This is a genomic window from Streptomyces sp. NPDC102514 (assembly GCF_055584525.1).
The window spans coordinates 245,025-264,842 of sequence record NZ_JBVJLW010000009.1 but is presented as its reverse complement, the minus strand read 5'-3'; the positions used below and the strand labels follow the sequence as shown (position 1 = coordinate 264,842).

Below are 19,818 nucleotides of genomic sequence, written 5' to 3'. Positions count from 1 at the left end.
ACGGGGGATGCGGGGGATCGGGGGAGGCGGACCGGAAGGCCGCCGTCCGTCCACGGGACAGCCGGACGGCGGCCTTCCACCGCCACGCCCGCGCCCTCCTTCAGGGGCGCGGGGAACCCCCACGGTCACGGCGACCGCCACACCCACGCCAGCGCTAGGTGTCGCACTCCAGCACAGTGCGACACAGCCCGCACCGCGCCCGCACCCGCCCCCTGACCGGCACCCGGATCCGCTGATGACAGGTCGGACAGGGGAACGACACCCGCAGCGGCCCACGCCCGTCCGGCGCGAAGGCGTACGACGCGCCCGCGCCCGCCCCCGCTCCCGCGGACCCGGACGCAGAGCCCGACGCGGTCCCGACCACGCGGCCCTGCGCATGCCGGCGGTCCTTCGCATAACGGCGCCGCCCCGCCCACCCCGCCGCGGTCAGCGGCGGCTGCCGCTCGTCGTCCCTCGCCTGCGCCAGGCCCCGCGTGTACGCCGTGTACGCTTGCGGACTCGTGAACCAGGTCGCGGGATCCTCACCGAACACCAGGGACCGCTTGGCCAGCACGTACCCGAACTCCTCCGGCGTCAGATAGCCGAGCTTCTGCGAGGACGACGCGTCCTCCCGGTACGCGTCCAGCAGCAGCCAGCCCGCCCCGAGATACGTCGTCGCCGTGTCCGTGAGGATCTCGTTGTCCCGGGTGCCGGGGAACGACAGGTCCAGACGGTGCAAATAGACGTGCATCACCTCGTGCGCCAGCGCGGCGCCGATGTCCCGCCGATGGGTACGGAAGCGGTCGTTCAGCTCGATGAAGTACTCCGGGCCCGCGGCCAGCTCGACACTCGCCGCGTGCTCCATCTCCCGGAAGCTCACGATCATGCGGGCGTCCGGCAGCCGGAAGTGGCGCACCAGCTCGCGAGCCACCCGCTGCGCGCCCAGATACAGGTCGTCCGTGTCGCAGAACGCCACGTCGGCGGGGGCCACGCTGGCGGCGAACGTGTGGACCGTGTCGTACGAGAGCCGCTTGTACAGCGCGGTGACCGCCGCGCGCACCGTCTCCAGGTGCGGGTAGCCGTGCTTGACCGGACCGCCGTTCGCCACGCCCGAACCCCCAAAGCCCCGAACAGGCCCCGAACCTCATTCCACTTTAAGGGGACGCGAGCGAATTCTCTCGGGTTGGGTTGCCCGACGTGTACGTGACATCCACCCTTGCCTCACATGCCGCATGATCTTCATACTTCTGTGCACTCTTCTGTGCGCTCAAGCCCCCACGAAAGGGAACAAGTTGACCAATAGCATGCTCGGTCTCCTCCGGAGATCCGCCTTTCGGCGGGCCGCGGCGGTCGGCGCCGTCGCTCTCGCGACCGCCAGCCTGCAGCCCGTCGCCGCGCACGCCGCGCCCACCCCGATAGTCGGCGGCGCGCCCGCCGGGCAGGGTGAGTTCCCGTTCATGGTCAGCCTGTCCATGGGCTGCGGCGGCTCGCTCTACAAGAAGGACGTCGTCCTGACCGCCGCGCACTGCGTGGACGGCTCGGGCGACACGACCCGTATCACCGCGACCGCGGGGGTCGCCAACCTCGGCGCCTCCGGTGCGATCAAGGTCAGGTCGACCAAGGTCGTCCAGGCGCCGGGCTACAACGGCAACGGCAAGGACTGGGCGCTCATCAAGCTCGCCCGGCCCATCGATCTGCCGACGCTGAAGATCGCGACGACCGCCCGGTACAACAGGGGGGCGTTCACCATCGCCGGGTGGGGCGACACCGCGGAGAACGCGAACACCGGCTCCGTGAAGCTGCTCAAGGCCAAGGTGCCGTTCGTGTCCGACCCGAAGTGCAAGCGGCACTACGGGGGGCGGTTGATCGCCTCGCAGGAGATCTGCGCGGGGATTCCTCGTGGTGGGGTCGACACCTGTCAGGGGGACTCCGGGGGGCCGATGTTCCGTAAGGACGACGCGGATAAGTGGATTCAGGTCGGGATCGTCAGCTGGGGTGATGGGTGTGCGCGGCCCATGGTGCCGGGGGTTTATACCGAGGTGTCCACGTTCGCCTCTGCGATAGCTCGGGCTGCTTCTTCGCTTTAGCGGGTGCGGTTGGTGGGGGGCGTTCCCGGTTTGGGCCGGGGGCGCCCGTTTTTGTGTGCGGGCGCGTTGTGGCTGGTCGCGCAGTTCCCCGCGCCCCTGAAAGCAAAAGATTGCGCCGTTCCCCGCGCCCCTAGAAGCCGAAAGGCAACAGATTGCGCTGTTCCCCGCGCCCCTGAAAGGCGAAAGGCGAGAGACTGCGCTGTTCCCCGCGCCCCTAGAAGTCGAAAGGCAACAGATTGCGCCGTTCCCCGCGCCCCTGGGAGACCGTGGCCCTAGGTGCCGATCGGTGAGAGCGTTGGTGGGGGTGCTGCGGTTTCCAGTTCCAGTAGCCAGATCTCGTTCTGGCCCTTTTTCAGGGTCGGGCCCGGGATGTGGAGGGATGGCTGGGGGCCCGTCGACCAGTAGCGGCCGAGGTTGAAGCCGTTCAGCCAGGCGAAACCTCTCGTCCAGCCGGGGAGTTCGAGGCGGGCGTCGCCGGGGGCGGACACCGTGACCGTGCCGCGGTAGAGGCCGGGCGCGGACAGCGCGGGCACCGGCTCGAACGGCACCGGCCCCACCCCCGCGTCGAACGCGTCCAGCCGCAGCGCCCGCGCCCGCACCCCGTGCAGATACTGCCGTTCGTGCAGCACACCCCCCGTGATGCCCTTCGGCTCGCCGGTCCGCGGACCGTAGTTGACCCGGCCCAGCGACTCCACCCACAGGTCCACCCGCGCGGGGCCCGCGACCGGCTCCTTCAACTCCGGCTCGTGCTCGGTCACCACCCCGGCCCGCACCCCGTCGACGTACACGACCGCCAGATCCCGCAGCCCCCGTACCGTCAGCGGGTACGGGCGGCGCGGCCCCGGCACGTCCACGGTGTAGCGCACGAGCCCCCGGTCCACGTCCAGTTCCTCGAACGTGGGCGGTACGGGCGTCTCCGTCTCCGGCCCGCCGAGGGTGTCGAGGACGGCCGGGAGGGGAGCCCAGCCCGTCAGCTCCACGGTGGCGGGGGAGCCCAACGCGGGCGGCGCGGGCGGCAGTTCGGGCAGAGGGCCGTCCGCGTACGCGGCCAGGAGCGTGCGGAACCGCCAGAACTTCTCCGTGGGCCGGCCGGCCTCGTCGATCGGCGCGTCGTAGTCGTACGACGTCACGTCCGGCTCCAGGACCCCGTCGTGCAGCACGCCGCCACCCCGGTTGGCACCCGCCCAGCCCGCGAAACTCGTACCGCCGTGCGCCATGTACAGGTTCACCGACGCCCCGCACTCCAGGATCTCCCGCAGCGCCTCCGCCGCGTCCAGCGGATCACGTACCGCGTGCTCACCGCCCCAGTGGTCGAACCAGCCGCACCAGAACTCCATGCACATCAACGGCCCCGACGGCCGGTGCCGGCGCAGCGTCCTGAAGGCCTCGCGTGCCTGCGAACCGAAGTTCACCGTCGCCGGTACGCCGTCCAGGGAACCGCCCGTGAGCATGTGGTCCTCGGGGCCGTCCGACGTGAACAGCGGCACCCGTACGCCCTCCGCGCGCAGCAGCTCGGCGAGGCGACGCAGATACACCTGGTCCGAGCCGTAACTGCCGTACTCGTTCTCCACCTGCACCATCACCACCGGGCCGCCGCGGTCGAACTGCCGGGGCACGATCTGCGGCAGCAGCCGCGCGAACCACCGCCGCACCGGACCCAGGAACCCCTCGTCCCGGGTGCGTATCCGCGCGCCGAGCCCACCGGTCACCCAGTGCGGCAGCCCGCCGTTCTCCCACTCGGCGCAGATGTACGGACCCGGCCGCACGATCGCCCACAGTCCGGCCGCGTGCGCCGCGTCCAGGAACCTGCCCAGCGCGTCCACGTCCCGGTACACGCCCGGCGCCGGCTCGTGCAGATTCCAGGGGACGTACGTCTCCACACAGTTGAGGCCCATCGCCCGCAGCATCGCCAGCCGGTGCCCCCACTGACCCTCGTGCACCCGGAAGTAGTGCAGCGCCCCCGACAGCAGCCGCACCGGCCGCCCGTCCACCAGGAAATCGGTGTCCCCCACCGTGAACTCGCTCATGCCCACCACCCTCACCCCTGGCGGCGGGCCCGGTCCATGGACAAAGATCGGCACGGGTTGGACGCAGTTCCGGACGGCGCCGACGGAGCCGGCGGGCAGTCCGAGGGAGGGAGACAGCGGATGTACCACACCTGGATGCGGTTCTTCACTCCCGGACCCGCCCACCACCGACTCGGCCTCGTCTGCCTCGGCGTCGGACTCCAGCACGGCACACTGCCCACCGTCGGACCCCGCACCCTCGACCACCACGTCGCCGTCGTCGTCAGCACCGGACGCGGCTGGTTCCGTACCCCCGACGGACGGCGCACCGCGGTCACCGCGCCCGCCCTGCTCTGGCTCACCCCCGGCGTACCGCACCACTACGGGCCCGACCCCGACACCGGCTGGGACGAGGCCTTCGTCGACTTCACCGGACCCACCGCCGACACCTACACCGAACTCGGCTACATCGAACCGCACCGGCCCGTCGTCGCCCTCTCCGACGCGGGCGCCGCCCGCGCCACCGTCGGCCGCATCGTCCGCGCCGCCCGCCGCGGCAACCCCCTCCTCGAAGTCGAGACCAGCGCCGCCGTCCACGAACTCCTCGTCACCCTGCGCCGCGCCCGCGCCGACACCGCCCCCGACGGCGAACAGGTCCTCCAGGCACTCGCCCGCGACGCCTGCAAACCCCTCACCGTCGCCGACCACGCCACCCGGCACGGCATGACCCCCGCCGAACTGCGCACCGCCGTCCGCCGCGGCGCCGGCTGCAGCCCCAAGGACTACCTCCTCGGCATCCGCCTGGGCCGCGCCAAGGAACTCCTCGCCGCCACCGAACTCCCCGTCGCCGCCGTCGCCCGGCGCGTCGGCTACGACGACCCCGCCTACTTCTCCCGGCTGTTCACCCGCCGCGTCGGCATGGCACCCGTGCGCTTCCGGGAACAACAGGCCCACACGGTCCCCGGCGGCTGGAGCGACCAGGTCCCCGATCCCGACGATCCCCCGATCATCGGGAGGACCGCCACCGGCTGAGACACCCGACGTAGGGTTGGCATCCATGACCACCAGCAACACCGACAACAGCAGCGGCGCGGGCGACAACAGCGGTGCCGGCGGCAACACCAGTGCCGGCGGCAACAGCGGTGCCCGCAGCGGCGGCACCCCCGGTGACATCGACCCCGCCGTCCGCGCCGACCTCGACCGGCTGCGCGAGAGCATCGACAACATCGACGCCGCCGTCGTCCACATGCTCGCCGAGCGCTTCAAATGCACCCAGCAGGTCGGCCACCTCAAAGCCGCCCACCAACTGCCGCCCGCCGACCCCTCCCGCGAGGCCCAGCAGATCGCCAGACTCCGGCGACTGGCCGAAAATGCCAACCTCGACCCGGCGTTCGCCGAAAAACTCCTCAACTTCATCATCGCCGAGGTCATCCGCCATCACGAGCGCATCGCGGAGCACACCAACACCCGCGAATGACCACTCCCGGCCCCCGGCGCGCACCCGTTCTCAGGCCGTTCTGAGCCCTGCCCCCTCGGCGTGCGCGCCGAAATGAGGCATCCTGCGCTGAGCACTCCCTGTCAGTCGGTTCGGACTTAAGCTGGTTGGTCCAAGCGAGGGGACTTCGCTCCATGCCGTCGGATGCCAAGATCCTCATAGTGGACGACCACGAGGACACGCTCTACGCCCTGGAAAGCGCCCTGGCCCCCCTCGGCTACCAGCTGACCCGGGCGACCAGCGGCGACGAAGCGCTGAAGGAAGTCCTGCGGGGCCAGGTCGGCCTGCTCCTGCTCGACGTGCACATGCCCGGTGTCAGCGGCCTCGACGTCGTCCGCTACATGCAGGGCGTCGAACAGACCCAGCTCATCCCGATCATCCTCGTCACCGGATTCGGCCCCAGCACCGCACTGGCCTCCGCCGCGTTCCGCCTCGGCGTCGCCGACCTCGTCATGAAACCCATAGACCCCTGGACCCTGCGCACGAAAGTCCGCTACCTGTACGACTCCCACCAGCGATACCGGTCCATGGAGAGAGAAGTCCGCGAACTGAGGGCCCTCGTGAAGGAACCCACCGCCCACTACGACCCCCCGATCACCGCCCAGCGCCCCGCGCCCCGCAAACAGGAACAGGGCCGCACCGCGTAGGCGTCCCCCACCCCGGGCGCACGGCCGCCGTACCAGGCCGCCCCTGTGCCGGGCCCCGCCCATCAGGCAGCATGGCACCCATGTCCGTACTGACGCGCGACGAAGCGCAGACCCGTGCCACACTCCTCGACGTCCACCGCTACCGGATCGCACTCGACCTGACGCGTGGCGACGAGACGTTCCACTCCCACACCACCATCACCTTCACGGTCCGCGGCGAACAAAGCGGCGACCAGGGCGGTGACCACGACGGGAACCTCAGTGGTGACCACGACGGGAACCACGGTGGCGGGAACACCTTCGTCGAGCTCAAGCCCGCCGAACTGCGCTCCGCCACCCTCGACGGACACCCCCTCGACCCGGCGGCGCTCCACGAGAACCGGCTCCCCCTCACCGGCCTCACCGCGGGCACCCACGAACTGACCGTCGACGCCGACATGCGCTACTCCCGCACCGGCGAAGGCATGCACCGCTTCACCGACCCCACCGACGGCGAGACCTACCTCTACACCCAGCTGTTCATGGACGACGTCCAGCGCGTCTTCGCCGCCTTCGACCAGCCCGACCTCAAGTCGGTCTTCGAACTCACCGTCACGGCCCCCGACGACTGGACCGTCCTCACCAACAGCGTCACCACCCGCACCGCCGACGGCACCTGGCAGGCCGCACCCACCCCGCTCATCTCCACCTACCTCGTCGCCGTTGCCGCCGGACCCTGGCACTCCGTACGCACCGAACACCGCGGCCTGCCCTTCGGCATCCACTGCCGGCGCTCCCTCGCCCCCCACCTCGAAGCCGACGCCGACGAAATCCTCGACATCACCCGCGCCTGCTTCGACCGCTACCACGAGAAGTTCGAGGAGCCGTACCCCTTCGACTCCTACGACCAGGCGTTCGTCCCCGAATTCAACGCCGGCGCCATGGAGAACCCCGGACTCGTCACCTTCCGCGACGAATTCGTCTACCGCTCCGCCGTCACCGACACCGAACGCCAGACCCGCGCCATGGTCATCGCCCACGAGATGGCCCACATGTGGTTCGGCGACCTCGTCACCCTGCGCTGGTGGGACGACATCTGGCTCAATGAGTCCTTCGCCGAGTACATGGGTTACCAGACCCTCACCGAAGCCACCCGCTTCACCGGCACCTGGACCGACTTCGGGATCGTGCGCAAGGCCTGGGGCTACGACGCCGACCAGCGCCCCTCCACCCACCCCGTCGCCCCCGACCCCGAAGCCGTCCCCGACACCGCCTCCGCACTCCTCAACTTCGACGGCATCTCCTACGCCAAGGGCGCCTCCGCCCTGCGCCAACTCGTCGCCTGGCTCGGCGAGAAGGACTTCCTCACCGGCATCAACACGCACTTCGCCCGCCACAAGTTCTCCAACGCCACCCTCGCCGACTTCATCGAATCCCTCGCCGCCGCCACCGAACGCGACGTCCACGCCTGGGCCGAATCCTGGCTGCGCACCACCGGCGTCGACACCCTCACCGCGACCGTCACCACCCAGCCGGGGGAGTGGACCCTCACCGTCGACCGGGCCGGCAGCCGCCCCCACCGCGTCAACGTCGGCGTCTACGACCGCGACCTCGGCAGCGACCGCGCCCTCGTCCTGCGCGAACGCTACGAGACCGACATCCCCCAGACCGGGCCGGCCGCACCCCGCCCCGGCACCCGCCCCGCCCTCGTCGTCCCCAACGACCACGACCTCACCTACGCCAAGATCCGCCTCGACGACGACTCCGAGAAAACCGTCCTGCGCGGCATCTCCGGCGTTCCCGACGCCCTCACCCGGGCCGTCCTGTGGAACACCCTGCGCGACATGGTCCGCGACGGCGACCTCGACCCCGCCTCCTACCTGGACACCGTCCGCGCCCACCTCCCCGAGGAGACCGACCTCGCCATCGTCCAGGGCGTCCTCACCTTCGCCGCCACACAGGTCGCCGACCGCTACCTCCCCGCCCACGACCGGCCCGCCGCCCTCGCCACCCTCACCTCACTGGGCCGCGACCTGCTCCGCCGCACCGAGGACGGCGACCACCCGGGACTGCGGCTCCTCGCCGTACGCCACCTCATCGACGTCGCCGCCCAGCCCGACACCATCAGCGCCTGGATCTCCGAGGGCACCGTCCCCGGCGGACCCGAACTCGACCCCGAACTGCGCTGGCGCATCCTCGGCCGCCTCGCCGTCCTCGGCGCCGTCGACGACGCCGTCATCGACGCCGAACTCGTCCAGGACCCCAGCGCCACCGGCCAGGAGGGCGCCGCCCGCTGCCGCGCCGCGCTGCCCGACCCGGTCGCCAAGCGGGCCGCCTGGGAGGCGATGTTCGCCGGCGACGACCTGTCCAACTACCTGTTCACCGCCACCGCCCGCGGCTTCTGGCAGCCCGAACAGGCGGATCTCGTACGGGAGTTCGTGCCGCGGTACTTCGAGGACGCCGTCGCCCTCGCCGCCCGTCGGGGGCCCGCCATCGCCGACGCGGCGGGTCGGTGGGCGTTCCCCGCGTACGCCATCGACGCCGAGACGCTCGCGCTCGGTGAACGCTGCCTCGCCGAAGCGGGGCCGATTCCGTCCCTGTCCCGCAAACTCACGGACCAACTCGACGACTTGTCCCGCGCGTTGCGCTCACGCGGGCGGTAGGGGGCCCTCCGGGGGGCGTCCGTCTGCGGGCCGGTGGGGGTTGGCCGCGCAGTTCCTCGCGCCCCTGGGGGGTGGGGGGCGGAGCGTGTCCGGCTGCGGCGCGGTGGGGGTGAGCCGCGCAGTTCCCCGCGCCCCTGAAAGGCGGGGCTGCGCCCCTGCCTTTCATCTTTTAGGGGCGCGGGGAACTGCGCGGCCAGCCCCCACCGGCCCGCACCCACCCACCCACCCACCGGCCGGCCGCACGCCCCCCGCCGCAAAGGCCACCACCACACTTTCGGGTACCGATCACCCAACTCCCTGCGCCCCGAGCGGAACGCGACAACGCTGAGAACCCCGTCCCGCGCCCCGGAGGCCCTCATGAGCGCACCCCTCGCCTCAGGCCCCCACGGCCCGGACAACCTGCGTCCCTTACTGGACACAGTGCTGGCCGCACTGAGGACGGGCGCCGCCACCCGCCCCGGCCCCCTCCCCACCGGCGGCCCCCCGGCCGTGGCCGCCCGCCTGCGCGAAGCCCTCGGCGACCCCTTCCCCGAGCACGGCGACGACCGCGCACTCCACACCCTCGTGCACGCCTTCACCGCAGGCGCCGCGGACCCCGCCCACCCCCACTGCACGGCCCACCTCCACTGCCCGCCCCTCGCCGTCGCCACCGCCGCCGACCTCGCGGCCTCCGTCCTCAACCCGTCCCTCGACTCCTGGGACCAGGCCCCCGCCGCCTCCGAACTGGAAACCCTCGTCACCCGCGCCCTCGCCGCCGAGGTCTATCCCCCCACCGGACGGACCGCCGTCCCCGACGCCCTCGTCACCACCGGCGGCACCGAGTCCAACCAGCTCGCCCTCCTCCTCGCCCGCGAACAGCACCCCCACGTACGACTCGTCCAGGCGGAGAACGCCCACCACTCCCTCCACCGCGCCACCTGGCTCCTCGGCCTCCCCGAACCGGTCACCGTGCCCGCCCCCGCCGGCACCATGGACCCCGCCGCCCTCGACCAGGCCCTCACCGCACTCGGCGGCCCACCCGGCACCGTCCTCGTCGCGGCCACCGCCGGCACCACCGACGCCGGCCTCATCGACCCGCTCCCCGACATCGCCGGCATCTGCGAAACCCACGGCGCCCGCCTCCACGTCGACGCCGCCTACGGCGGAGGCCTCCTCCTCAGCGACCGCCACCGCCCCAAACTCGACGGCCTCAGCCGCGCCCACACCGTCACCCTCGACCTCCACAAACTCGGCTGGCAGCCCGTCGCCGCAGGCCTCCTCGCCGTCCGCGACGCCCACGACCTGCACGCACTGCGCCACCACGCCGACTACCTCAACGCCGACGACGACACCGAAGCCGGCCTCCCCGACCTCCTCGGCCGCTCCCTGCGCACCACCCGCCGCGCCGACATCCTCAAGATCGCCGTCACCCTCAAGACCCTCGGCCGCCGAGGACTCGGCGACCTCGTCGACCAGGTCTGCGCCCACGCCACCGCACTCGCCGAACTCATCGACGTACACCCGCACTTCGAGCTCTACGACCGGCCCACCATCAGCACCGTGCTGTTCCGCCCCGCCCAGGCCACCGACAGCACCGTCGCCGACGTACGCCGCACCCTGCTCACCCAAGGCCGCGCCGTCCTCGGCCGCGCCCGGCTCGACAACCGCCTCTGGCTCAAAGCGACCCTGCTCAACCCGCACACCGGACCCGGCGACCTCGCCGCGCTCCTGCAACTGGTGGAAGGACACACCGCCCGATGACGCCGCCCGCCACACCCCCCACACCCCCCACGCACCCCGTGCACCACCAGCCCGAAGCCCCCCGCGACCTCGTCGGCATCGGCATCGGCCCCAGCAACCTCTCCCTCGCCGCCCTCGCCCACCCCCTCGCCGAACTCGACACCGTCTTCTACGAACAACACCCCGCCTTCGACTGGCACCCCGGCCTCCTCCTCGAAGGCGCCACCCTCCAGGTCCCCTTCCTCGCCGACCTCGTGACCCTCGCCGACCCCGCCAGCCCCTGGACCTTCCTCAACTACCTCAAGACCCGCGAACGCCTCTTCCCCTTCTACTTCTCCGAGCGCTTCCACATCCACCGCGCCGAGTACGCCGCCTACTGCCGCTGGGTCAGCGACAGCCTCCCCGGACTCCACTTCGGCCACCAGGTCGACGCCGTCCGCTGGAACCCCGAACGCGACGTCTTCGAAGTCGACTTCACCCAACTCGACACCGACGGCGAAGCCGAAGCCCTCGGCCGCACCTACACCAAGAACATCGCCCTCGGTATCGGGACCGCCCCCCACATCCCCGAACCGATGCGCCCCCTCGCCGAAGCACCCGGCGTCCCCGTCATCCACGCCGCCGACTACCTCAGACACCGCGAGAACTTCCTCGCCGCCGACCACATCACCGTCATCGGATCAGGGCAGTCCGGCGCCGAAGTCTTCCTCGACCTCCTCAGAAACCGCCCTGTCGGCCGCGAAAGAATCCACTGGCTCGCCCGCACCGAAGCCTTCGCGCCCATGGAGTACTCGAAACTCGGGCTCGAACACTTCACCCCCGACTACACGCGCTACTTCCACGCCCTGCCCGAACCGGTACGCGACCGGCTCGTCCCCGCCCAATGGCAGCTCCACAAAGGCATCGACGCCGACACCATCGCCGCCATCCACGACGAGCTCTACCGCCGCACCCTCGACGGCGGCTGGCCCGACACCGTCCTCACCCCCGGCGTCCACGTCCGCACCGCGGGACGCATCGCCACCACCAAGATCGAACTGCATCTGGAACACACCCAGCAGGCCGGCCGCTCCCGCATCACCACCGACGCCGTCGTCCTCGCCACCGGCTACCGAGAACGCCCCCTCGACCGCATCCTCGCCGGGCTCGACCCCTACATGCGCCGCGACGCCTCCGCCCGCCCCAGGATCGACGACCGACACCGCCTCGTCCTCGACCCCTCCGTCACCGGCTCCGTCTACGTCCAGAACGCCGAGACACACACCCACGGCGTCGGCGCCCCCGACCTAGGCCTCACCGCCTGGCGCGGCGCGAGCATCCTCAACTCCCTGACCGGCAAGGACCCCTACCCCCTGCCGAGCCGAACCGCCTTCACCACCTTCGGACTCGCCCCGCAGCCCCAGATCCCGTCCGCCAGGCGACCGAAGACCCTCACACCACTGGTGGCCGACTGAGAATCAGCCGGCCACCAGTAAGAACACCTGCGCAAACCGTTCTAGAAGACCGGCGTGCCCTCACGCGTCAGCTTCCAGTCCACCGACGCGAACTCCTTCGGGTCCAGCGAACCCTTCGCCGTCACCCACTCCGCGATCCGCGTACGGATCTCCGTCGACTCCGCCCACAGTTCCTTCGCCGACGCCACGTGCGGGAACGCACCCCCACCGTTCGCCCGGTAGTTGTTCACCGCGAACACGAACTGCTGCGCATCGTCCAGCGTCGCACCGTTGAAGGAGAGGTTCTTGATCCGCGACCCCGCCGCCTGCGCGATGTCGATGTCGTACGACAGCCCCGACACGTAATCGTAGTTGTAGTCCGGCCGGTTGCCCGCGTTCGTCAGCTTCTCCACGTCGACCACCGCACCGGCCGCCGTCTGCACGAAGTATTCCGCCGAGAACTCCAGGTACGCCCGCACCTGCGCACCCGTCAGCAGCTTCGCGACCAGCGTGTTGTCGTACACGTACAGACTCGACAGATCCCGGATCGTCACGTCCCCCGCCGGAATCTCCGACGTCCGCGAGAACGGCGACGCCTGCGACAGCACCGGCAACGACGCGTACTCCGTACCCGCCAGCGCCGCCTTGACCACGTCCTCCTGGACCTTCGTGATCAGGTCGATGATCGGCGCGTCCTTGTACCGCGCCTCCACCGTCGTCAACGTCTCCGTTGCCGTCCCGACCACCTGGTTGACGTACGCCACGACCACGTCGTGCTCGTCCTTCAGCAGCTTCGTGATCTTCGGGTCGTCCGCCACCGCGTTCGAGTTACGGACCGACGCCGCCACCGACTCGACCGACCAGCGGCCCTTCTCGAAAACCAGCTCGAAGTCGAACAGCGACAGCCGCTCCGCATACGCCAGCGGCTCCGACAGCACGACCGTCTTCCCCGACTTCGTGTTCGTCACCTTCAGCTCGGGAATCTCCACATGCGCGTGCCCGACCAGAATCGCGTCGATCCCCGGCACCTGCTGCGCCACCAGAGCCGCCGAATTCTCCACGTACGGCAACTGGTCACCGTACGACGACGTGCCCGAGGAACCGGAGTGCGCGGACACGACCACCACGTCCGCACCCATCGACCGCAGCTTCGGCACCCACTTCGCCGCCTGCTCCTCAAGCCCCGGGAACACCAGCTTCCCCTGGACATACGCCTTGTCCCAGATCGCGATACCCGGATTCGTCAGACCGAGAACCGCGACCTTGACCGGCGGAGCACCCTTCACATGGAACTTCTTCATGAAGTACGGAGGGAAAGCCGGCTTCAGCGTCTTCGCGTCCAGCGCATTCGCACCCAGCAGCGGGAAACGGCACTGCTGCTCGAACTTCCGCAGCGTCTCGATGCCGTAATTGAACTCGTGGTTCCCCAGCGCCACCGCGTCATAGCCGATCGCGTTCATCGCCTGCGCCATCGGATGCACCGGACCGCCCTTGGCGGTGATCGGGTCCACCTTCGCGTAGTAGTACGTCAGCGGCGTGCCCTGAATCGTGTCACCCGCGTCCAGCAGCAGCGTGTTCCCGCGGCCCTTCTCCTTGCGCACCGCGTTCACCAGCGTCGAGATACGCGCCAGACCCTGCGCGTTGCCCGCCGCGTCCTTGTACTCCGCGTCCTTGAAGTAGTCCCAGTTGAAGACATGACCGTGCAGATCCGTCGTCCCCATCACCGTCAGCGAGTACCGCTTCGGCTTCCCGTGACCGTGCCCCGCCGCCACCGCGGCCTCGGCGCTCGGCGCCGCGGCCGCACCGGCCAGAGCGACCCCGGCCCCGGTCACAGCGGACTTCTTCAGGAACTTCCGACGGTTCAACGGCATGACGGGCTACTCCTCGGAGGAACGATCAACGACGCGCGTAGACATGGATACGACTGGCGATCCGAACGTCGACAACGCGCGTAGATTCTGACCCGGCCACCCCACGCGGCAACACCCCCCGCAGGTTTCGATCTGATGACCGGCAGACACCGAGGCAGGCACCGCGGCCGACGCCACGGCCCGCCCACCGGTGACAGAGTGGTACGCATGACCTCCGCACCCGAGCAGCCAGGGCACCCCGGTCCCGCCACCCCCTACGGCACCCCCGCGGCCCCCCGCATCGCCGTCCGCGGTGAAGCCCACCTCGAAGTCGACCCCGAGATAGCCCGCATCGGCATCACCGTCAGCGCCCGCGGCACCGACCGCGCCGACGCCCTGAACGACCTCACCCGCCGCAACACCGCCGCCCTCGACCTCATCAAGACCTACGGCGACTCCGTCGAAAAACTCGAAACCGGGGCCTTCTCGATCACTCCCGAACTCACCAGGCACGGCCGCGGCGAACGCATCCGCGCCTACCACGGACGCGTCCACATCACCGCCGAACTCACCGACTTCACCGCCCTCGGCGAACTCACCACCCGCCTCGCCGACCTCGACCTCACCGGCATCGACGGCCCCTGGTGGGCCCTGCGCCCCGACTCACCCGCCCACCGGCAGGCCCGGCAGCAAGCAGTACGCGAAGCGGTCCAACGAGCCCGCGAATACGCCGAAGCCCTCGGCGCCACCCTCGCCGCGCTCGTCGAACTCGCCGACATCGAAGCCGAGAACGCGCAGCCCTACGGGATGGCCGCCCCCCAGTTCGCCATGCGCTCCAAAGGCTTCGACGCCGGCGCCCCCGAACAGGCCCCCGCCCTCGATCTCGAACCCGAACGGCAACACGTGTACGCACAGGTCAACGCCCGCTTCACCATGTCAGCACCCGTACTCTGAAAGCCCTGCGAAGAACTCCTGAAATGCTCATCGGAGCGCCCCCGCGCACAATCCGACCCTTGTCAATATCCCTTCACGCAAAGGTTGTTGAGTAGTCGTGCAGCGCCAATTCCCTACCCGCTGGTAAGCCCTAGGCTCACACCATGCGCCGAGCAAAGATCGTCTGTACATTGGGCCCCGCCACCGACTCCTACGATCAGATCAAAGCACTGGTCGAAGCCGGAATGGACGTAGCCCGCTTCAACCTCAGCCACGGCGGTTACGCCGACCACGAGGAGCGCTACCAGCACGTACGCAAGGCCTCCGACGAGACCGGCCGCAGCGTCGGAATCCTCGCCGACCTCCAGGGCCCGAAGATCCGACTCGGCCGCTTCACCGAAGGCCCCGTACTCCTCGAACGCGGCGACTCCTTCACCATCACCGTCGAAGAGGGCGCCCAGGGCGACCGCCAGACCTGCGGTACCACGTACGCCGGACTCGCCGCCGACGTCACCACCGGTGAGCGCATCCTCGTCGACGACGGAAAGGTCTGCCTCGAAGTCACCTCCGTCGACGGACCCCGCGTCCACACCACCGTCGTCGAAGGCGGCATGGTCTCCGACAACAAGGGCCTCAACCTCCCCGGCGTCGCCGTCTCCGTCCCCGCCCTCTCCGACAAGGACGAGAACGACCTCCGCTGGGCGCTGCGCACCGGCTGCGACGTCATCGCCCTCTCGTTCGTCCGCAGCGGACGCGACATCGAGGACGTCCACCGGATCATGGACGAGGAGGGCCGCCGCCTCCCGGTCATCGCCAAGGTCGAGAAGCCCCAGGCCGTCGAGAACATCGACGACATCGTCGCCGCCTTCGACGGCATCATGGTCGCCCGGGGCGACCTCGGCGTCGAGATGCCCCTGGAGCAGGTCCCGATCGTTCAGAAACGCGCGATCAAACTGGCCAAGCGCAACGCCAAGCCGGTCATCGTCGCCACGCAGATGCTCGACTCGATGATCGAGAACTCCCGCCCCACCAGGGCCGAGGCGTCGGACGTGGCCAACGCCGTCATCGACGGCACGGACGCGGTGATGCTGTCCGGCGAGACCAGCGTCGGCAAGTACCCCGTCGAGACGGTCGCCACGATGGCCCGGATCGTGGAGGCGGCGGAGGAGGACATCCTGGCGAAGGGGCTGCCGCCGCTGACCGACCGGAACAAGCCCCGCACGCAGGGCGGCGCGGTCGCGCGGGCCGCCGCCGAGATGGGGGACTTCCTGGGCGCGAAGTTCCTGGTCGCCTTCACCCAGTCCGGCGACACGGTCCGCCGCCTGTCCCGCTACCGCTCGCCGATCCCGCTCCTGGCCTTCACCCCGGACGAGGCGACGCGCTCGCAGCTGAACCTCACGTGGGGTGTCGAGACCTTGCTCGGCCCGCACGTCGACTCGACGGACGCGATGGTCGACCAGGTCGACGAGCTCCTCCTGGCGCACGGCCGCTGCAGGAAGGGCGACATCGTCGTCATCACGGCGGGCTCGCCCCCCGGCGTCTCAGGCTCGACAAACCTGGTCCGAGTCCACCACATCGGAGAGGACGACAGCCCGAAGTAGGGGCGGGGGTTCAGTACTTGGGCCCCACGTGGGCGTCCATGAGGGCGACGGAGGCTTTGCGGGCGACGGAGATGTTGTACGGGTTGCCGTGGCGGGTGCAGTGCGTCCACGCGACGCCCAGCTTGTCGAGTGTGTCCGTAAAGAGCTGCCGAATGTCGTCGGACACGTTGGTGAAGAAGTACCGCGGGTATTCGTAGCGCTTGCGCTCACCCGCCACGAGCCGGGTCGTCCAGTTGATGATGCGGCATCCGTCGGAGTGGACGAGCCCTCGGACGAACTCCCACGGGTGGGCGTCGACGATGTCCTGCTGCCAGGGTTCGAGGGCGATGGTGCGCTCGTGCTTCTTACCGGGCCCGTGCTGAGGGAAGAGGCAGGGCCAGTGTTTGCTGGAGGCGGTGACCGCGACGCAGCCGTCTCTCTTCACGCGGCACACGCTGTTGTCCGGGCGCGCGGAGCGGATTGCGGCCTCGCAGGCGTCGATGAGGCCCGGCCAGGCGTTGTCGCACACGATGCGGAGGTAGTAGACGCCTTTCCGGTGCGCGTTGATGCAGCCGTCGCCGAGATAGAGGCCGAGGAGATATGCGTACGCTCGCGGATCGTCGGGCGGCCCGGGCGCACCTTGGCAGCGGGGGCACGGTTTGCCGACGCGCCTCAGCGGCTCGACGCGGGTCTGCCAGGAGCGTAGGGCCGCTCGTGAGACGCCGGTCTCTTTGCTGACGGAATTCAGGCTGCGCCCTTGGCCGACCAGCGCGAGCGCCCGCTTGCGTGTGCTCATGTCGTACATGCAGACACTCTGTGTTACTGGTCGCGACCGTGTGCAGTAAAAGGTGGATGTTCACGAGAATGGGAACATCCACTTTATTGTGTCGACCTTGGAAAGAAAGGAAAAGTGCCCCAGGTGGGATTCGAACCCACACTGTCCGCTGTTTGAGAGCGGCCTCTCTAACCAGTTGGAGTACTGGGGCCTTAGAAAGGAAGGGTGGCGACCACCCCTCGGCCCACTACCTTACCGCAGCTAGGTAGGCTCTTGGGAGCAGTACCTGCCCCATAAAGAGGAGCCCCCGTGACCGCCCCCGAGTCGCCCCAGCCCGTAGACGCGCCCGACGACGACAAGTCGCACGTGCCTCCGCTGACGACCCGTGTCGTCATCGCCGAGGACGAGGCGCTGATCCGTCTCGACCTCAAGGAGATGCTCGAAGAAGAGGGGTACTCGGTCGTCGGCGAGGCCGGTGACGGCGAGGAAGCCGTCGAGCTCGCCCGGGAGCACCGCCCTGACCTGGTCATTCTCGATGTGAAGATGCCCAAGCTCGACGGCATCTCGGCGGCCGAGAAGATCGCGGAGGAATCCATCGCCCCCGTGCTGATGCTGACCGCGTTCTCGCAGCGCGACCTCGTCGAGCGCGCGAGGGACGCCGGCGCGATGGCGTACCTCGTGAAGCCGTTCAGCAAGAGTGACGTCGTTCCGGCCATCGAGATGGCCGTCTCACGGTTCACGGAGCTGAAGGCGCTGGAGAAGGAGATCGAGGACCTCACCCAGCGCCTGGAGACGCGCAAGCTGGTGGACCGCGCGAAGTCGGTGCTGCAGACGGAGTACGGCCTGACCGAGCCGGCGGCGTTCCGGTGGATCCAGAAGACGTCGATGGACCGTCGTATGTCGATGCAACAGGTCGCCGAGGCGGTCATTCTGGACGCCGACGAGAAGAAGGCCGACAAGAAGGCCTCCAAGGGCTGACCGGCGAGGCGTTCCCGTACGGCTGAGGCCCGCACCCCGGATTGACGGGTGCGGGCCTCAGCCGTACGGCGGGCGGGAACCTCAGTCCTCGCCGAGGTACGCCTTGCGGACGGACTCGTCGGTGAGGAGGTCGCGGCCGGTGCCGGAGAGCACGATGGAGCCGACTTCCATGACGTGTCCGTGATCGGCGAGGGAGAGCGCCGCCTGGGCGTTCTGCTCGACGAGGAGGATCGTCGTGCCCTGGGACTTCAGCTCCGCGATGGTCGCCATGATCTTCTGCATCATGATCGGCGAGAGGCCCATGGAGGGCTCGTCGAGCATGAGCAGTTTCGGCTGGGACATCAGGGCGCGGCCCATGGCGAGCATCTGCTGCTCACCGCCGGAGAGGGTGCCCGCGGCCTGCTTGCGGCGTTCTCCGAGGATGGCGAAGAGGTCGTACGCGCGCTGGATGTCCTTCTCGATGCCTGCCTTGTCGTTGCGCAGGAAGGCGCCGAGGCGGAGGTTGTCCTCGATCGTCATGCGGGGGAAGATGTGCCGCCCCTCGGGGGAGTGCGCGAGTCCGAGGGAGACGATCTGGTGGGCCGGCGTCTTCTTGAGCGACTTGCCCTGGAACTTGATCTGGCCGCCGACCGGCTTGAGGAGGCCGGAGAGGGTGCGCAGGGTGGTCGTCTTTCCGGCGCCGTTGGTGCCGATGAGGGTGACGACCTGGCCGGCTTCGACCTTGAAGGAGATGCCCTTGACGGCTTCGATCTTGCCGTAGGCGACCCGGAGGTCTTCGACTTCGAGGAGTGCGGTCATCGGTCGGTCTCCTTGCGGGGCGCGGCGTCGGCCTGTGCTTCGGCCGCTTCGACCTCCGCGACTTCGGCTTGGCCGGGTGCGTCTTCGTAGGGTTCGCCGAGGTAGGCGGCGACGACGCGTTCGTCCCCCTGGACGGTGGCGCTGTCGCCTTCGACGAGTTTTTCGCCTTGGACGAGGACGGCGACGCGGTCGCAGAGGTTGAAGATGAAGCGCATGTCGTGCTCGATGACGAGGACGGCGATGCCCATGTCGCGGATCGCGAAGACGAGTTCTTCGGTGGCGCGGGTTTCCTGGGGGTTCATTCCGGCGGTGGGCTCGTCGAGGAGCAGGAGGCCGGGTTCGCTGGCGAGGGCGCGGGCGATTTCGAGCTTGCGCTGTTCGCCGTAGGGGAGGTTCCTGGCGAGGTGGTCCCGCTTGGCGGCGAGGCCGATGAACTCCAGGAGTTCCATGGCGCGTTCTTCGGAGGCCTTTTCGGCTTTCTTGAAGCCGGGGCCGCGCAGGAGTGCGGACCAGAGGCCTTCCTTGGTGCGGGTGTGGCGGCCGACGAGGACGTTTTCCAGGACGGTCATGTTGGAGAACAGCCGGATGTTCTGGAAGGTGCGGGCGACGCCGGCGGCGGTGACCTTGAAGGACTGGGAGGGGAGGACTTTGCCTTTGTAGCGGACCTCGCCCTCGGTGGGGATGTAGAGGCCGGTGAGGCAGTTGAAGAAGGTCGTCTTGCCGGCGCCGTTGGGGCCGATGAGTCCGACGATCTCTCCGCTGTTGACGGTGAGGTCGACGTTCTTCACGGCGGTGAGGCCGCCGAAGCGCATGGTGACGCCTCGTGCGTCGAGGACGGTCTCGCCGGGGGCGTTGGCGCCCGGGGCGGTGTCCTTGGTGGTGGTGTCGGTTGTCAT

16 protein-coding genes and 1 tRNA gene are annotated in these 19,818 nt (G+C 69.6%); 10 read left to right on the top strand and 7 right to left on the bottom strand.

The features are described 5' to 3' along the window. Positions 1-154 precede the first annotated feature (154 nt). On the bottom strand, positions 155-1,087 hold the full coding sequence (locus ACZ60E_RS24275; RefSeq protein ID WP_469443046.1) for a hypothetical protein: 933 nt from the start codon (positions 1,085-1,087) through the stop codon (positions 155-157). Between the two features lie 196 nt (positions 1,088-1,283). On the opposite strand from ACZ60E_RS24275, the gene ACZ60E_RS24270 reads away from it, so the two are divergent. Then, the gene (locus tag ACZ60E_RS24270; RefSeq protein ID WP_453792797.1) at positions 1,284-2,066 is read left to right on the top strand and encodes a S1 family peptidase; all 783 of its coding nucleotides are present in this window, start codon (positions 1,284-1,286) and stop codon (positions 2,064-2,066) included. Positions 2,067-2,338: 272 nt separating this feature from the next. Here ACZ60E_RS24270 and ACZ60E_RS24265 read toward each other — a convergent pair whose 3' ends face one another. Then, a complete protein-coding gene (locus ACZ60E_RS24265) occupies positions 2,339-4,093 on the bottom strand; it encodes a glycoside hydrolase family 35 protein (RefSeq protein ID WP_469443044.1) in 1,755 nt (584 codons plus the stop codon). Between the two features lie 120 nt (positions 4,094-4,213). On the opposite strand from ACZ60E_RS24265, the gene ACZ60E_RS24260 reads away from it, so the two are divergent. The 6 genes from ACZ60E_RS24260 to ACZ60E_RS24235 all read left to right on the top strand — a co-directional run bounded on the left by ACZ60E_RS24260 (position 4,214) and on the right by ACZ60E_RS24235 (position 12,029). Continuing rightward, positions 4,214-5,104 (top strand): helix-turn-helix domain-containing protein, encoded by an 891-nt coding sequence (locus tag ACZ60E_RS24260; protein WP_469443043.1) that lies wholly within the window; start codon positions 4,214-4,216, stop codon positions 5,102-5,104. A gap of 139 nt (positions 5,105-5,243) precedes the next feature. Beyond that, positions 5,244-5,549 carry a chorismate mutase gene (locus ACZ60E_RS24255; protein WP_385831995.1) on the top strand — a complete coding sequence of 102 codons (306 nt, stop codon included), beginning with the start codon at positions 5,244-5,246 and terminating at the stop codon, positions 5,547-5,549. Positions 5,550-5,701: 152 nt separating this feature from the next. Next, positions 5,702-6,214, top strand: a complete 513-nt coding sequence (locus tag ACZ60E_RS24250) for a response regulator (RefSeq protein ID WP_384808135.1) — start codon at positions 5,702-5,704, stop codon at positions 6,212-6,214. A 71-nt stretch (positions 6,215-6,285) separates the two neighbouring features. After that, entirely contained in the window at positions 6,286-8,856 is a 2,571-nt protein-coding gene (gene pepN / locus ACZ60E_RS24245) for an aminopeptidase N (protein WP_469443040.1), read from the top strand. Between the two features lie 357 nt (positions 8,857-9,213). Beyond that, positions 9,214-10,596 carry a pyridoxal phosphate-dependent decarboxylase family protein gene (locus tag ACZ60E_RS24240; protein ID WP_469443038.1) on the top strand — a complete coding sequence of 461 codons (1,383 nt, stop codon included), beginning with the start codon at positions 9,214-9,216 and terminating at the stop codon, positions 10,594-10,596. Beyond that, positions 10,593-12,029 carry a lysine N(6)-hydroxylase/L-ornithine N(5)-oxygenase family protein gene (locus ACZ60E_RS24235; RefSeq protein WP_469443036.1) on the top strand — a complete coding sequence of 479 codons (1,437 nt, stop codon included), beginning with the start codon at positions 10,593-10,595 and terminating at the stop codon, positions 12,027-12,029. The genes ACZ60E_RS24240 and ACZ60E_RS24235 overlap by 4 nt, the downstream gene beginning before the upstream one ends. Positions 12,030-12,070: 41 nt before the next feature. On the opposite strand, the gene ACZ60E_RS24230 is transcribed toward ACZ60E_RS24235, so the two are convergent. Beyond that, positions 12,071-13,879, bottom strand: coding sequence for a bifunctional metallophosphatase/5'-nucleotidase (locus tag ACZ60E_RS24230; RefSeq protein WP_469443035.1), 1,809 nt, complete (start codon positions 13,877-13,879; stop codon positions 12,071-12,073). A 207-nt stretch (positions 13,880-14,086) separates the two neighbouring features. Between ACZ60E_RS24230 and ACZ60E_RS24225 the strand changes: the two genes are divergently transcribed. Continuing rightward, positions 14,087-14,812, top strand: coding sequence for an SIMPL domain-containing protein (locus ACZ60E_RS24225; protein ID WP_469443034.1), 726 nt, complete (start codon positions 14,087-14,089; stop codon positions 14,810-14,812). 143 nt (positions 14,813-14,955) lie between these two features. Beyond that, positions 14,956-16,392: a pyruvate kinase gene (pyk, locus tag ACZ60E_RS24220; protein WP_469443032.1), complete on the top strand. Its 1,437-nt coding sequence runs from the start codon at positions 14,956-14,958 to the stop codon at positions 16,390-16,392. 10 nt (positions 16,393-16,402) lie between these two features. On the opposite strand, the gene ACZ60E_RS24215 is transcribed toward pyk, so the two are convergent. Both ACZ60E_RS24215 and ACZ60E_RS24210 read right to left on the bottom strand, forming a co-directional pair. Continuing rightward, positions 16,403-17,176 (bottom strand): transcriptional regulator, encoded by a 774-nt coding sequence (locus ACZ60E_RS24215; protein WP_469443030.1) that lies wholly within the window; start codon positions 17,174-17,176, stop codon positions 16,403-16,405. A gap of 106 nt (positions 17,177-17,282) precedes the next feature. Further along, a tRNA-Leu gene (locus ACZ60E_RS24210) sits at positions 17,283-17,357 on the bottom strand. A gap of 98 nt (positions 17,358-17,455) precedes the next feature. On the opposite strand from ACZ60E_RS24210, the gene ACZ60E_RS24205 reads away from it, so the two are divergent. Beyond that, a complete protein-coding gene (locus ACZ60E_RS24205) occupies positions 17,456-18,124 on the top strand; it encodes an ANTAR domain-containing response regulator (protein ID WP_107017560.1) in 669 nt (222 codons plus the stop codon). Between the two features lie 81 nt (positions 18,125-18,205). Here the strand turns inward: ACZ60E_RS24205 and ACZ60E_RS24200 are convergent, their stop codons facing one another. Together ACZ60E_RS24200 and ACZ60E_RS24195 are read right to left on the bottom strand one after the other, a co-directional pair. Then, complete coding sequence (locus ACZ60E_RS24200) at positions 18,206-18,922, bottom strand: ABC transporter ATP-binding protein (protein WP_469443028.1); 717 nt, start codon at positions 18,920-18,922, stop codon at positions 18,206-18,208. Continuing rightward, a complete protein-coding gene (locus ACZ60E_RS24195; protein ID WP_267025887.1) occupies positions 18,919-19,818 on the bottom strand; it encodes an ABC transporter ATP-binding protein in 900 nt (299 codons plus the stop codon). Before ACZ60E_RS24195 ends, ACZ60E_RS24200 begins: the two co-directional genes overlap by 4 nt.

Coding starts and splice junctions, on each gene's coding strand:
- ACZ60E_RS24240 (WP_469443038.1), top strand. CDS start 9,214: ATGAGCGCACCCCTCGCCTCAGGCCCCCACGGCCCGGACAACCTGCGT.
- ACZ60E_RS24195 (WP_267025887.1), bottom strand. CDS start 19,818: ATGACAACCGACACCACCACCAAGGACACCGCCCCGGGCGCCAACGCC.
- pepN (WP_469443040.1), top strand. CDS start 6,286: ATGGCACCCATGTCCGTACTGACGCGCGACGAAGCGCAGACCCGTGCC.
- ACZ60E_RS24215 (WP_469443030.1), bottom strand. CDS start 17,176: ATGTACGACATGAGCACACGCAAGCGGGCGCTCGCGCTGGTCGGCCAA.
- ACZ60E_RS24260 (WP_469443043.1), top strand. CDS start 4,214: ATGTACCACACCTGGATGCGGTTCTTCACTCCCGGACCCGCCCACCAC.
- ACZ60E_RS24265 (WP_469443044.1), bottom strand. CDS start 4,093: ATGAGCGAGTTCACGGTGGGGGACACCGATTTCCTGGTGGACGGGCGG.
- ACZ60E_RS24250 (WP_384808135.1), top strand. CDS start 5,702: ATGCCGTCGGATGCCAAGATCCTCATAGTGGACGACCACGAGGACACG.
- ACZ60E_RS24235 (WP_469443036.1), top strand. CDS start 10,593: ATGACGCCGCCCGCCACACCCCCCACACCCCCCACGCACCCCGTGCAC.
- ACZ60E_RS24200 (WP_469443028.1), bottom strand. CDS start 18,922: ATGACCGCACTCCTCGAAGTCGAAGACCTCCGGGTCGCCTACGGCAAG.
- pyk (WP_469443032.1), top strand. CDS start 14,956: ATGCGCCGAGCAAAGATCGTCTGTACATTGGGCCCCGCCACCGACTCC.
- ACZ60E_RS24270 (WP_453792797.1), top strand. CDS start 1,284: ATGCTCGGTCTCCTCCGGAGATCCGCCTTTCGGCGGGCCGCGGCGGTC.
- ACZ60E_RS24230 (WP_469443035.1), bottom strand. CDS start 13,879: ATGCCGTTGAACCGTCGGAAGTTCCTGAAGAAGTCCGCTGTGACCGGG.
- ACZ60E_RS24225 (WP_469443034.1), top strand. CDS start 14,087: ATGACCTCCGCACCCGAGCAGCCAGGGCACCCCGGTCCCGCCACCCCC.